Here is a 13,782-nt window from a genome sequence, read left to right on the forward strand (position 1 = left end):
GTGGGAGCTGGCTTGCCTGCGATGGACCGCGAAGCGGCCCCGGCAATCCATGAGGTAACACCGTGCACTCCACCGACGTGATCATCCTCGGCGCCGGCGCCGCCGGCCTGATGTGTGCCCAGCTCAGCGCGCGCCGCGGCCGCCGCGTGCTGCTGCTCGACCATGCCAACAAGCCGGGCAAGAAAATCCTCATGTCCGGTGGCGGGCGCTGCAACTTCACCAACATGTACACCGAGCCCGCCAATTTCCTTTCGCAGAACCCGCATTTTTGCAAGTCGGCGCTGGCCCGCTACACCCAGTGGGACTTCATCGATCTGGTCGCCAAGCACGGCGTGCCGTACCACGAGAAGAAGCTCGGCCAGCTGTTCTGCGACAACAAGTCCAGCGACATCCTCGACATGCTCCTGGCCGAGTGCGACGAGGCTGGCGCCGAGCTGCGGATGAACACCAGCATCGAACGGATCGAGAAAACCGACAGCGGTTATCGCCTGCAGACCAGTGCCGGAGAATTTGCCTGCCAGTCGCTGGTGATCGCGACCGGCGGTCTGTCGATCCCGACCCTGGGCGCAACCGGCTTCGGCTACCAGGTCGCCCGCCAGTTCGGCCACGCCCTGCTGCCGACCCGCGCCGCGCTGGTGCCGTTCACCATTACCGAGCCCCAGCTCAAGGCATTGTGCACTGAGCTCTCCGGCACGTCGCTGGACTGCATTGCCAGTTGCAACGGCACCAGTTTTCGCGAAAACCTGCTGTTCACTCACCGCGGCCTGAGCGGCCCGGCGATCCTGCAGATTTCCTCGTACTGGGAAGCGGGCGACACGCTGGAGATCAACCTGTTGCCCGACCGCGACGCACTGGAGTGGCTGCAAGGCGTGCAGGCCGAGCGCCCCAACAGCGAGCTGAAGACCGTGCTGGGCGAGGTGTTCACCCGCAAGCTGGCGACCCTGCTGGCCGAGCAGTGGTTCGTTTCGAAACCCCTGAAGCAGTACACCCCGGCAGAATTGACCCAGATCGCCGGGCAGCTCGCGGCTTGGCAACTGGTTCCTGCAGGCACCGAAGGCTACCGCACCGCGGAAGTGACCCTGGGCGGCGTCGACACCCGCGAGGTGTCGTCCAAGACCATGGAATCGCTCAAGAGCCCGGGATTGTTCTTCATCGGCGAGGTGCTGGACGTCAGCGGCCACCTGGGCGGGTTCAATTTCCAGTGGGCGTGGGCTTCTGCCAACGCAGCGGCGCAGTTCGTTTAGAGTAGAATCCTTTCAGCACGGAACGCTTCTTGCTGGTCTGTGCCGGGAAGATTTGACCGAGTGCGCTGCCTTTCGCGGGCAAGCCCGCTCCCACAGGATAGTGCTGGCCTTGTGGGAGCGGGCTTGCCCGCGAAAGGCAGCGCAGCCGCGTCGGTCCCAAGGTCCTCATTCGAACTCTGTCCAGCAGGCCACTATGTCATCGAGCTCGTTCCGCCATTCATTGCGTCGCTTGTGGGGCCAAGACAAGTTCAGCTATGCCATCCGGGTGACCATCGCCCTGACCGGCACCATGGCCTGGTGCTGGTACCAGAACGAGATGAGCCTGCTCATCCCGTTGTTCCTCGGCATCATCGCCAGCGCCCTGGCCGAGACCGACGACGGCTGGCAGGGCCGTCTCAGTGCGCTGGCCGTCACGCTGGTATGTTTCGCCATCGCCGCGTTGTCGGTCGAGCTGCTCTTCCCCTACCCCTGGATCTTCGCCGGCTCACTGGCCCTGGCAGCCTTTGGCCTGACGATGCTCGGTGCCCTTGGCGAACGCTATGGAGCCATCGCCTCGGCGACGCTGATCCTGTCGGTGTACACCATGATCGGCGTTGACCAGCGCGGCGGCGTGGTCACGGATTTCTGGCACGAGCCGCTGCTGCTGGTGGCTGGTGCCGCGTGGTACGGGGCGCTCTCGGTACTCTGGCAGGCGCTGTTCTCCAACCAGCCGGTGCAGCAGAGCCTGGCCAAGCTGTTCTACGAGCTGGGCAGCTACCTCAAGCTCAAGGCCAGCCTGTTCGAACCGGTGCGCACCCTCGACGTGGAGGCCACGCGCCTGGAGCTGGCCAAGCAGAACGGCAAGGTGGTGGCCGCGCTCAATGCCGCCAAGGAAATCATCCTGCACCGGGTCGGCAACAGCCAGCCCAGCTCCAAGGTCAGTCGCTACCTGAAGCTGTACTTCCTGGCCCAGGACATCCACGAGCGCGTCAGCGCCTCGCACTACCCCTACAACGCCCTGAGCGAGGCGTTCTTCCACAGCGATGTGATGTTCCGCTGCCAGCGCCTGCTGCGCAAACAGGGTTCATCCTGCCAGGAACTGGCCCGTTCGATCCGCCTGCGCCAGCCGTTCGTGCTCGCCAGCGGCTACCCCGAGGCGCTGGAAGACCTGAACGCCTCGCTGGAGCATCTGCGCACCCAGAACAACCCGGCCTGGCGCAGCCTCCTGCGCTCGCTGCGGGCACTGGCGGTGAACCTGGCCACGCTGGACCGCTTGCTCGGCGCGGCCAGCAACCCCGACAGCCTCGCCGACGCCAGCGACAGCAGCCTGCTCGACCGCTCGCCGCGCACGTTCAAGGAGGTATGGAAACGCCTGCGCACCCAGCTCACGCCCACTTCGCTGCTGTTCCGTCATGCCCTGCGCCTGCCGCTGGCGCTGTCGATCGGCTATGGCATGGTGCACCTGATCCATCCCACGCAAGGCTACTGGATCATCCTTACCACCCTGTTCGTCTGCCAGCCCAACTATGGCGCGACGCGGCGCAAGCTGGTGCAGCGGATCTTCGGTACCGCCATCGGCCTGACGGTTGGCTGGGCGCTGTTCGACCTGTTCCCCAACCCGATCGTCCAGTCGCTGTTCGCGGTGGTCGCTGGCGTGGTGTTCTTCGTCAACCGCACCACACGCTACACCCTGGCCACGGCGGCGATCACGCTGATGGTACTGTTCTGCTTCAACCAGATCGGCGATGGCTACGGGCTGTTCCTGCCGCGCCTGTTCGACACCCTGGTGGGCGCCCTGATCGCGATCCTTGCGGTGTTCCTGTTCCTGCCCGACTGGCAGGGGCGACGCCTGAACAAGGTGCTGGCCAACACCCTGACCTGCGCCAGCCTGTACCTGCGCCAGATCATGCAGCAGTACGCCAACGGCAAGCGCGACGACCTCGCCTACCGCCTGGCCCGGCGCAACGCCCACAATGCCGACGCGGCGTTGTCTACCACGCTGTCGAACATGCTCATGGAGCCGGGGCACTTCCGCAAGGAGGCCGATGTCGGTTTCCGCTTCCTGGTGCTGTCGCACACCTTGCTCAGCTACCTGTCAGGGCTGGGCGCACACCGGGACACGGCGTTGCCTGCCGAAGTACACGAGCAGTTGATCGATGGCGTCGGCAGCAGCCTGGCGCGCAGTCTCGACGAGATCGCCAATGGCCTGGCGGCGCGGCTGCCAGTGGCCATTCACAGCGATGAAGAAGAAGCGCTGGCCAACCAGCTGGAGCAGATGCCCGAGGAGCTGGATGAGCATCAGCGACTGGTACAGACCCAGTTGGCGTTGATCTGCCGGCAACTGGGGCCGTTGCGTACATTGGCGGCGCATCTGATCAAGGAAGGGGAGCCGGCTTGAGTCGGCTGTCCGCACCAGCCCTACCGCGGGACGAGTCGGGGCGTGACAGGGCCGCTCCCACAGGAATTGGGCTGAACTTTAAATTTTGAGCAAGACAGTTGCTCCCAGATGTTCAGGCCTGCACTGTACCTGTGGGAGCGGGCTCGTCCCGCGATAGGGCCGGCGCCGACACTCCAGGTCACAAGCCATACTGCTTCAACAACCGCGCATAGCTGCCATCGGCCTTCATCGCTGCAATCGCCCGCTCGAAACGCTCGACGATCTGCCGATGCTCAGGATGCTGAAGGCTGACGAGGATATGCAGGCTGTTCTCCCCCAGCGGCCGCTCGACGAAATCCACCGCCTCGCGCACCTCCTGCGGCTCACGCTGCAGGTTGTAGCGCGCCACGTACTCGTCCTCGACCGCCAGGTCCACGCGCCCTGCCGCCAGCATGCGGATCGCCGACGGGAAGTTGCGCACCGCCACCTTGTTCAGCCGGCTGTCGCCATCGAACGCTTGTGAGTAGGCGTAGTCACGCACAACAGCGATGCTGTACGGATAAAGATCGGCCAGTCGCTTGAAGCCAAGTACCTCGCGCTGGCGCTTGAGCAGGCGAATACGGTTGGTCAGGTAGGCCCCCGAGAACTGGCCCAGGCGAGTACGCGATTCGTTGTACCAGGCATTGATAAGCACGTCGTAGCGCCCCTCGCCAATCCCCAGCAGCGCCCGCGCCCAGGGCACTTCCTCGAACTCGCTGGCGTACCCGGCGCGGGTGAGTGCCGTAGTGACGATGCTGGTGGCCAGGCCTCCGCCCGGCATGGCACTGTCGGAGAACGGCGGCCATTTGTCAGCCACCAGGCGCAGCGGTGGCTGCGCCGCCGCGAGCGCCGTGAACATCATTGCGGTCAATCCCAGAACGCAAAGCAGTGGCCGCATGCTCAGTTCCTTTCGCAGTTGAGAGCCCCACACTGATTACGGGAGAGTACACAAAGGCGACAGGCAACGGCAGCGGACGATGATGTCATTTAGCCTCTATTTTGGCCGAACTGTGCGAGCAGGTCTCCTTGGCGGCTTGCCCCGAGGGACATCAATGCGCACCGCGCGATCTGCGCGTCTTGCACCGCCACGCCGGTCAGGTCAGCCAACGTGATCGCGGCATCCTGCGTACGACCACTTGCCTGCCCAGCCAGCAACGCGCCGATCTCGATCAGGTCGCCAGGTGCAATGAGCCCGGAATCCAGGGCGTGGGACACCTCGCCGTAGCGGCTGCATTGCCCGATAGCGTCCACCACGATGCAATCGGCGGCGGCTACCAGCGCCGGGTCGAGCTCCTGCTTGCCAGGCCCATCGGCGCCCACTGCGGTGATATGGGTGCCGGGCTGTATCCATTCACGCTGCAGCAGCGGCTCGCGCGAAGGCGTGGTGCAGACGATCAGGTTGGCGGACTCGGCAAGCTCGCGGGCCTCATGAGTGGTGCGCACCTCGAAGCCCAGCCCTTCGGCGAACCGTCGATAGTCCGCAAGCCGCCCGGCATCGCGGCCCCAGGCGATCAGACGGCGGCAGTCGGTGACCGGCAGCAGTTGTTCGAGCTGCATCCGCGCCTGCACTCCGCTGCCCAGTACACCGATTGCCCGTACCTTGCGCGGCGCCAACAGGCGGGCGACGACACGCCCGGCCAGTGCAGTGCGCAGGCAGGTCAGCCAGCCTTGGTCCTGGAGCAGCGCCAGCGGTTGGCCGGTACTGGCCGAAAACACCAGCATCAAGCCATCGTTGCTTTCCAGGCCCTTGGACGGGTTGTCGTAGAAACCGCTGGAGACTTTCACCGTGAAGGTATCGCTGCCCTGCAGCCAGGCGGACTTCACGCAGCAGTCGCCGTTTTGTTCGGTGAAGGCGAAATTCTGCACCGGTGGCACATGCACCTCGCCCGCGGAGAAGGCGATAAAACCCTCTTCGATGAGGCGTACCGCCAAATCCCGGTCGAGGATTTCGACCAGTTGCGCCTTGTCGATGATCCTCATTGGATCGCCTCCAGGAACTTCTCCAGCACGATGTTGCGCCCGCACAGCACCACCGCGACCTTCTTGCCCTGGAACTCACCAGCCAGTTTCTGCATGCCTGCGACGGCAACCCCTGCCGCCCCTTCGATGATCCAGCGGTCGTGGGCTGCGACGTCGCGCATGGCTGCGCTGATCTCAGCCTCGCTGACCAGCACGGTGCGATGCAGCAACTGCTGGCACAGGGGGAAGGTGATGGCGCCGGGCTCGACGCCGCCGGCCGTGCCGTCCGACAGGGTATCGAGTTCTTGCATCTCGATGATCCGCCCCTCCTCCAGCGAGCGCTGCAGGGTGGGTGCGTTGGCCGGCCAGCAGCCGATGACCTGCACCGAGGGTGCAAGCGCGCGCAATGCAGCGCCAATGCCCGAGATCAAGCCGCCACCACCGACAGCGACGAAAACCGCGTCCAGGTCCGGCGCCTGCTCGAACAGCTCCATGCCGATGGTGCCCTGGCCAGCGATGATCTGCGCGTCGTTGTAGGGGGAGACGAAAGGCTTGCCCTGCAGCTTGGCCTGGCGAGCCGCCTCAAGCTCGACCGACAGCGGGTCACTGTCGAGTTCGATAACCTCGGCCCCCAGGCCGCGCATGGCCCGGATCTTCAGCGGCGAGGCGCTGCTGCTGACGTACACGGTGACCGGCACACCCAGCAACTGCCCGGCCAGTGCAAGGCCCTGCCCGTGATTGCCGGAAGAGGCGGTGATCACGCCAGCCTGACGCTGCGTAGGGTCGAGCAGGCGCAGCTTGTTGCTGGCCCCGCGGAATTTGAAGGAGCCGGTGTGCTGCAGATGTTCGCACTTGAGATGAACATTGCAGCCGCTCTGGCGGGAGAGATCCGGGCTGTGGCTGAGCGGCGTGACCGCGACCTGGGGACGAAGGGCTTCATGGGCTTCGCGGATGGCGTGGGGCAGGGTGTCCAGGATGGTCATGGGGGCTCCTTGGGCGATGCGCAGGGGCAAACACCACGATGTAGAATTAAATTCTACCGTAGACTATTTTTCCAGACATTGAAAGCCTGTCGTTTGCCAGCGGTGGCCTCAGCCTTCGCGCAACGCCTTCACATACTTGTACACCGTCGCCCGTCCCATCCCCAGCACGTTGGCCACGTAGTCGTGGGCGCTCTTGCCGCGGAACGCGCCCTCCCCGTGCAGCGCCTCGACCAACTGCCGCTTCTGCTCGCGATCCAGCCCGCCCAGGCTCAATCCGCGTGCCTGCAACCAGGCATGCAGGAAGGTGTTGATGCGCTCCTGCCAGTCGTCGCGGAACAATGCCTGCGGTTGCGGCAACAGGCGGCTGGCCTGGAAGAACGCCTCCAGCGCATCGCGCGCCTGCTCGAGAATCGAAACGTTGAGGTTGATGCAGATCAGCGCCTCGGGCTGGCCGCTGGCGTCGCGCATCACGCTGCTGATCGAACGGATTTTCTGCCCGTTCCAGTTGAGCTTTTCATACGGCCCCAGGCGGGTGCTGTCATCGAGCTGGCTGGGCAGGTCGTCGAGCCCGGAATCATCGCCGAGCTGGCGCTTGGAAATGTTGTTGGCGATATGCACCACCGTCTGGCTGGCCAGGTCGTGCACCACCACTTCGGCATGCGGGAACAACAGGGCTGCGATGCCCTCGGCCATGGCGGCGTAGTTGCTGAAGCGGCTGGACGGCATGAACGTGTCCTGGAGGGTGGTCATGGATAGCCGAGCACTTCGCGAATAGTGCGCAGGTGCTGGATGATCCACTGCTTGTCGATCGCACCCCATTCACGGATGCGGTAGTGGCCAGCGTGGTTGCGCGCGCCGCTCTGCTGCTCGAATTCGCAGACGATATCCAGGTCGGCGAGCGCGGCGATGGTGTCCTGGGCAGTACGCCGCGGCATGCCGGTGGCTTCCATCAGCGCGGGCACGCTGGTGGCGGTCTGGCTATCGATCAGCCAGGCCACGTAGAGACGGCGATAGAAGCTGCTCTTGGTCTTGCTCACGTCCATGCTGATGGGATCCTCATGCATTGCCTGGCAATTCGCGCCAGGTCAGGTAGACACGCAAGTCGAACTCCAGTTGATGGTAGTCCGGCTCCATGTGCTGGCACAGCTGGTAGAACGCCTTGTTGTGGTCGCGCTCACGCAGGTGCGCCAGCTCGTGCACCACGATCATGCGCAGAAACTGCGGCGCCGCGTCCTTGAACAACGAGGCGATGCGGATTTCCTTCTTGGCCTTGAGGTTGCCCCCCTGCACCCGCGACACAGCCGTGTTCAGGCCCAGGGCCCGGTGGGTGAGGTCGAGGCGGTTGTCGTAGAGCACCTTGTCCAGCGGCGGGGCGCTGCGCAGGTACTGCTGACGCAGGTCCTGGGCATAGAGGTAAAGCGCCTTGTCGCTCTGCACCTCGTGGCGCGCGGGGTAGCGCTGCTGCAGGTAACCGCCCAGGCGATCGCTGGCGATCATCTGGCGGACCTGTTCCTGCAGGTGCGGGGGGTAGGCTTGCAAGTAGCGTAGCGTGGTCATGGGGTGGGAGTTTACCGAATTGGTGAGGGCCTGTGGTTGGCCGGGCTGGCCCTTTCGCGGGCAAGCCCGCTCCTACAGGACGCAAAATTTGGCTAGGATGCTGTATTCGCCCCTGCTCGAAGCACTCACCATGCCCAAAGCCAGCAAGATCACCGACCCGTCCTACGAACTGATGGACGACCACGAAGGCCATTCGCTGATCTACCGCCAGCACGGCTTCCCGAGCCCGCTGGTGCGTTGGCACTTCCACAAGGAATACGAGCTGCACCTGATCGTCGCCAGCTCCGGCAAGGTGTTCATCGGCGACTACATCGGCAACTTCGCCCCGGGCACGCTGTTTCTCACGGGGCCGAACCTGCCGCACAACTGGATCAGCCAGGTGGCCGCCGACGAGGTGGTCGATACCCGCGACATGCTGGTCAACTTCACTGACGAAGTGCTCGAGCAAGGCAGCCAGGTATTCTCCGAGCTCAACCAGCTGACGCCACTGCTGGCCCGTGCCAGCTATGGCATCGAATTTCGCGACCCGCGCCTGATCGCCGAGAGCCAGCAACTGATGCAACGCATCTCGCAAAGTGCCGGCATGACGCGCCTGGGATACTTTTTTATCCTCATGGAACAGCTGGCTGCCTGCGAGGACTACCAGTTGCTGTCCACCGTCACCTCCTCGCAGCTGGCCGATGAACACAACGTCGACCGCATCAACCGCGCGGTGGACTACATCTTCCAGCACTACGCCCAGGACCTCACCCAGAACGAGGTCGCCGAGCACCTGGGCATGACCCCCACCTACTTCTCGCGCTTCTTCAAGCAGGCCGCCGGGCGTGGCTTCGTCGAGTTCGTCAATCGCCTGCGGATCAGCAAGTCCTGCGAGCTGCTGGCCCGCAGCGACCTGCCGGTGACCGAGGTGTGCTTCGAATCCGGCTTCAGCAACCTGTCCAACTTCAACCGGCGTTTCCAGCAGCTCAAGGGCATGACACCGTCGGGCTACCGCAGCCTGGTCACTCAGCGCCTGACCGAGCAGAACCTTTCCTGAAACGTTTGAGCAGTGCATCACACTGCAAATACCCCAGTGCAAAAAAGTATCGGCCCGCGTGCAGTCGAGGCTTTGTTGCGCTGGCGATGCAGGAGTGTAATCGGCAACCAGCGACACAAAAAAAACAATAGTGACTTCCGCGCCGCCCTGCGGTCCGGAAGAGGAGTTCAACGATGAACGACTCGATCAAGGCCTGCGTGGCCGTTGCCTGTCTGAGCCTGCCGGTGTTTGCCCAGGCTGCCGAAACCCTGACCATTGCCACCGTCAACAACAACGACATGATCCGCATGCAGCGGCTGTCCAAGGTGTTCGAGGAACAGCACCCGGACATCAAGCTCAAGTGGGTGGTGCTCGAAGAGAACGTCCTGCGCCAACGCCTGACCACCGATATCGCGACACAAAGCGGACAGTTCGACGTGCTCACCATAGGCATGTACGAAGCCGCGCTGTGGGGCGCCAAGGGTTGGCTGGAGCCCATGAAGGACCTGCCTGCCGACTATCAGCTCGACGATGTCTTCCCTTCGGTGCGCGACGGCCTGTCGGTCAAGGGCACGCTCTACGCCCTCCCCTTCTATGCCGAAGCCTCGATCACCTACTACCGCAAGGACCTGTTCCAGCAGGCCGGGCTGCAGATGCCCGAGCAACCGACCTGGACCCAACTGGGCGAGTTCGCCGCCAAGCTCAACAAACCCGAAGCCGGCCAGTACGGCATCTGCCTGCGCGGCAAGGCCGGCTGGGGTGAGAACATGGCGCTCATCGGCACCCTGGCCAATGCCTTCGGCGCCCGCTGGTTCAACGAGCAGTGGCAGCCGGAGTTCACCGGCAGCGAGTGGACCAAGGCGCTGAACTTCTACGTCGACACCATGAAGCAGTACGGCCCGCCCGGCGCCTCCAGCAATGGCTTCAATGAGAACCTGGCGCTGTTCAACAGCGGCAAGTGCGCGATGTGGGTCGACGCCAGCGTCGCCGGCTCGTTCGTCACCGACAAGAGCCAGAGCAAGGTCGTGGACGATGTGGGCTTCACCTTCGCGCCGAAGGAAGTCACCGACAAGGGCGCGACCTGGCTGTATTCCTGGGCGCTGGCGATCCCCACCAGTTCCAAGTCCAAGGACGCGGCCAAGACCTTCAGCACCTGGGCCACCTCCCAGGCCTATGGCCAGCTGGTCGCCGACAAGGAAGGCGTGGCCAACGTGCCGCCAGGCACCCGCGCCTCCACCTACAGCGAGGCCTACCTGCAGGCCGCACCGTTCGCCAAGGTCACGCTGGAGTCACTGAAGAAGGTCGACCCCAACCATCCGACCCTCAAGCCTGTGCCCTACGTGGGTATCCAGCTGGTGACCATTCCTGAGTTCCAGGCCATCGGCACCCAGGTCGGCAAGCTGTTCTCCGCCGCCCTGACCGGCCAGATGAAGCCTGAACAGGCGTTGGCCGCCGCCCAGTCGTCCACCGAACGCGAGATGAAACGCGCCGGCTACCCCAAGTAGACCGCCACTGACCGCCAGCACGCCGCCCTCGGTGTGCCGGCGGCCGGCTGCTCGCCCCTTTCTGCCGTACACGGAGTCGTCATGAACACCTCGGCCCTCGACACCCCGACCCACGCCCCCGCCCGCCCCGGCAAACGCCGCGTCGGCCCCGGCTGGTTCCTGGTCAGCCCTTCGGTGGCGCTGCTGCTGTTATGGATGATCGTGCCCCTGGGCATGACCCTGTATTTCTCGCTGATCCGCTACAACCTGCTGTACCCCGGCGAGAACGACTTCGTCGGCCTGGAGAACTTCAGCTTCTTCGTCACCGATGCCGGCTTCCTGCCCGGCGCCCTGAATACCCTGACCCTGGTCGGCAGCGTGCTGGCGATCAGCGTGGTGTTCGGCGTGCTCATCGCCGCGCTGCTGGAGGCTGGTGAGTTCTGGGGCCGCGGCGTGGTGCGCGTGCTGCTGATCTCGCCGTTCTTCATCATGCCCACGGTCAGCGCGCTGCTGTGGAAGAACCTGATCTTCCACCCGGTGTCCGGGATCCTCGCGGCGGTCTGGCGCCTGTTCGGCGCGCAGCCGGTGGACTGGCTGGCGCACTATCCATTGCTGTCGATCATCCTGATCGTGTCGTGGCAATGGCTGCCGTTCGCCATCCTGATCCTGATGACCGCCATGCAGTCGCTGGACCAGGAACAGAAGGAGGCCGCACGCCTGGACGGCGCCGGCCCGCTGGCGATCTTCTGGCACCTGACCCTGCCGCACCTGGCGCGGCCGATCGCCGTGGTGGTGATGATCGAGACCATCTTCCTGCTGTCGGTGTTCGCCGAGATCTTCACCACCACCAGCGGCGGGCCGGGCTACGAGTCCACCAACCTCGCCTACCTGATCTACAACCAGGCATTGCTGCAGTTCGACGTCGGCATGGCGTCGGCCGGTGGCCTGATCGCCGTGCTGATCGCCAACATCGCCGCCATCGTGCTGGTGCGCATGATCGGCAAGAACCTCACCGAGCGCAGCTGAGGAGCCCTCCATGCTGACACTGAAGCAAACCCGCCGCCTGCGCGATGCGCTGATCGGCCTGCTGTGCTGGGGCATTGCCCTGGCGATCTTCTTCCCGATCTTCTGGATGCTGCTGACCAGCTTCAAGACCGAGCTCGACGCCTTCGCCACGCCGCCGCAGTTCATCTTCCACCCGACGCTGGAGAACTACCTGCACATCAACGAGCGCAGCGACTACTTCGCCTACGCCTGGAACTCGGTGCTGATCTCGTTCTCCGCAACCCTGCTGTGCATGCTGATCGCAGTGCCTGCGGCCTACTCGATGGCGTTCTTCGAAACCCGCCACACCAAACGCACGCTGCTGTGGATGCTGTCGACCAAGATGCTGCCACCGGTGGGCGTGCTGATGCCGATCTACCTGCTGGCCAAGCAGTTCGGCCTGCTCGATTCACGGCTGTCGCTGATCATCGTCTACACCCTGATCAACCTGCCGATCGTGGTGTGGATGGTGTACACCTACTTCAAGGACATCCCCGTCGACATCCTCGAAGCGGCGCGCCTGGACGGCGCCGGCACCTGGCAGGAAATCTTGCGCGTGCTGCTGCCGATCGCCCGTGGCGGCCTCGCCTCGACCGTGCTGCTGTCGCTGATCCTGTGCTGGAACGAGGCGTTCTGGTCGCTCAACCTGACCTCTTCGGCCGCCGCACCGCTGACCGCGCTGGTGGCCTCCTACTCAAGTCCCGAAGGCCTGTTCTGGGCCAAGCTCTCGGCCGTCTCGACCCTGGCCTGTGCACCGATCCTTATCTTCGGCTGGATCAGCCAGAAGCAACTGGTGCGCGGGCTGTCGTTCGGGGCGGTGAAATGAATACCCCCAACTACACCATTCCTGTAGGAGCGGGCTTGCCCGCGAAGCAAACACTGCGGTGCATGGCACCGGCTATGCCGGTGTTCGCGGGCGAGCCCGCTCCTACAGGACTCTGCAAAACCTCAATTTTTCCTGGCCACTGCACAGGTAACTCGACATGGCTGACCTGAAGATCCGCAACCTGCAAAAAGGCTTTGATGGCCACGCCATCATCAAGGGCATCGACCTGGACGTGCACGACCGTGAATTCGTGGTGTTCGTCGGGCCATCCGGCTGTGGCAAGTCGACCTTGCTGCGCTTGATCGCCGGCCTCGAAGAGGTCAGCAGCGGCAGCATCACCCTTGATGGCGTCGACATCACCGACACTGCACCCGCCAAGCGCAACCTGGCCATGGTGTTCCAGACCTACGCCCTGTATCCGCACATGACCGTGCGCAAGAACCTGTCGTTCGCCCTGGACCTGGCGGGGGTGGCCAAGGCCGAGGTCGCCAGCAAGGTCGACAACGCCGCGCGCATTCTTGAGCTGCAACCGATGCTCGAGCGCAAGCCGCGCCAGCTCTCTGGCGGCCAGCGCCAGCGGGTGGCCATCGGCCGGGCGATCGTGCGTAACCCGAAGATCTTCCTGTTCGACGAGCCGCTGTCCAACCTCGACGCCGCCCTGCGCGTGCAGATGCGCCTGGAGCTCTCGCGCCTGCACAAGGAACTGGCGGCGACCATGATCTACGTGACCCACGACCAGGTCGAGGCGATGACCCTGGCCGACAAGGTGGTGGTGCTCAACGCCGGTCGCATCGAGCAGGTCGGCTCGCCGCTGGAGCTGTACCACCATCCGGCAAACCTGTTCGTCGCAGGTTTTCTCGGCACACCGAAGATGGGCTTCCTGCGCGGGCACCTGAGCCGCATCCAGGGCAACCAGTGCGAGGTCGCCCTCGAGTGCGGCGCCCGTATCGCCCTGCCGCTATGCGCAGGCGAACTGGCCACCGGCAGCCAGATCACCCTGGGCATTCGCCCGGAGCACCTGAGCATCAGCCGCAGCGGTCACGGCGAGCATGGCTCGCTGCAGGTCACCGCCGATGTCAGCGAACGCCTGGGCAGCGACAGCTACTGCCACGTGCGCAGCGCCTCCGGCGAGATGCTCACCGTGCGGGTCCGCGGCGACTTCGCGCCCGAGTACGGCGAACAATTGGAACTGAGCTTCGATCCGGCGCACTGCCATCTGTTCGACAGCACCGGCAAGGCCCTGGACAAACGACTGCAACAGGCGGCCTGAGCCGT

Annotated in this window: 13 protein-coding genes; 7 read left to right on the plus strand and 6 right to left on the minus strand. The window is 64.3% G+C overall.

What is annotated here, in order from left to right; translation table 11 throughout:
• The first annotated feature begins 62 nt into the window (after positions 1-62).
• The gene (locus F6X62_RS17255) at positions 63-1,244 is read left to right on the plus strand and encodes an NAD(P)/FAD-dependent oxidoreductase (RefSeq protein WP_153774240.1); all 1,182 of its coding nucleotides are present in this window, start codon (positions 63-65) and stop codon (positions 1,242-1,244) included.
• A gap of 193 nt (positions 1,245-1,437) precedes the next feature.
• A complete protein-coding gene (yccS, locus tag F6X62_RS17260; RefSeq protein ID WP_054893130.1) occupies positions 1,438-3,621 on the plus strand; it encodes a YccS family putative transporter in 2,184 nt (727 codons plus the stop codon).
• A 178-nt stretch (positions 3,622-3,799) separates the two neighbouring features.
• Here yccS and F6X62_RS17265 read toward each other — a convergent pair whose 3' ends face one another.
• The 6 genes from F6X62_RS17265 to F6X62_RS17290 all read right to left on the minus strand — a co-directional run bounded on the left by F6X62_RS17265 (position 3,800) and on the right by F6X62_RS17290 (position 8,138).
• Positions 3,800-4,537 carry an ABC transporter substrate-binding protein gene (locus tag F6X62_RS17265; protein WP_054893129.1) on the minus strand — a complete coding sequence of 246 codons (738 nt, stop codon included), beginning with the start codon at positions 4,535-4,537 and terminating at the stop codon, positions 3,800-3,802.
• Between the two features lie 89 nt (positions 4,538-4,626).
• A complete protein-coding gene (locus tag F6X62_RS17270) occupies positions 4,627-5,619 on the minus strand; it encodes an ornithine cyclodeaminase family protein (RefSeq protein WP_153774241.1) in 993 nt (330 codons plus the stop codon).
• Entirely contained in the window at positions 5,616-6,581 is a 966-nt protein-coding gene (locus tag F6X62_RS17275; RefSeq protein ID WP_153774242.1) for a threonine/serine dehydratase, read from the minus strand. The genes F6X62_RS17270 and F6X62_RS17275 overlap by 4 nt, the downstream gene beginning before the upstream one ends.
• A gap of 108 nt (positions 6,582-6,689) precedes the next feature.
• Positions 6,690-7,331 carry a transcriptional regulator gene (locus F6X62_RS17280; RefSeq protein ID WP_153774243.1) on the minus strand — a complete coding sequence of 214 codons (642 nt, stop codon included), beginning with the start codon at positions 7,329-7,331 and terminating at the stop codon, positions 6,690-6,692.
• A complete protein-coding gene (locus F6X62_RS17285) occupies positions 7,328-7,624 on the minus strand; it encodes a helix-turn-helix domain-containing protein (RefSeq protein WP_054895459.1) in 297 nt (98 codons plus the stop codon). The genes F6X62_RS17280 and F6X62_RS17285 overlap by 4 nt, the downstream gene beginning before the upstream one ends.
• A gap of 13 nt (positions 7,625-7,637) precedes the next feature.
• The gene (locus tag F6X62_RS17290; protein ID WP_054895460.1) at positions 7,638-8,138 is read right to left on the minus strand and encodes a M48 family metallopeptidase; all 501 of its coding nucleotides are present in this window, start codon (positions 8,136-8,138) and stop codon (positions 7,638-7,640) included.
• Positions 8,139-8,268: 130 nt separating this feature from the next.
• Between F6X62_RS17290 and F6X62_RS17295 the strand changes: the two genes are divergently transcribed.
• The 5 genes from F6X62_RS17295 to F6X62_RS17315 all read left to right on the plus strand — a co-directional run bounded on the left by F6X62_RS17295 (position 8,269) and on the right by F6X62_RS17315 (position 13,777).
• A complete protein-coding gene (locus tag F6X62_RS17295; RefSeq protein WP_054895474.1) occupies positions 8,269-9,174 on the plus strand; it encodes an AraC family transcriptional regulator in 906 nt (301 codons plus the stop codon).
• 173 nt (positions 9,175-9,347) lie between these two features.
• Positions 9,348-10,658: a sugar ABC transporter substrate-binding protein gene (locus F6X62_RS17300; protein ID WP_153774244.1), complete on the plus strand. Its 1,311-nt coding sequence runs from the start codon at positions 9,348-9,350 to the stop codon at positions 10,656-10,658.
• 81 nt (positions 10,659-10,739) lie between these two features.
• Positions 10,740-11,663: a carbohydrate ABC transporter permease gene (locus F6X62_RS17305; protein WP_063546495.1), complete on the plus strand. Its 924-nt coding sequence runs from the start codon at positions 10,740-10,742 to the stop codon at positions 11,661-11,663.
• A gap of 10 nt (positions 11,664-11,673) precedes the next feature.
• A complete protein-coding gene (locus F6X62_RS17310; protein WP_063546497.1) occupies positions 11,674-12,507 on the plus strand; it encodes a carbohydrate ABC transporter permease in 834 nt (277 codons plus the stop codon).
• 157 nt (positions 12,508-12,664) lie between these two features.
• On the plus strand, positions 12,665-13,777 hold the full coding sequence (locus F6X62_RS17315; protein WP_153774245.1) for an ABC transporter ATP-binding protein: 1,113 nt from the start codon (positions 12,665-12,667) through the stop codon (positions 13,775-13,777).
• Positions 13,778-13,782 lie beyond the last annotated feature (5 nt).

The organism is Pseudomonas sp. MNR3A (assembly GCF_009650575.1).
Classification (GTDB): domain Bacteria; phylum Pseudomonadota; class Gammaproteobacteria; order Pseudomonadales; family Pseudomonadaceae; genus Aquipseudomonas; species Aquipseudomonas machongensis.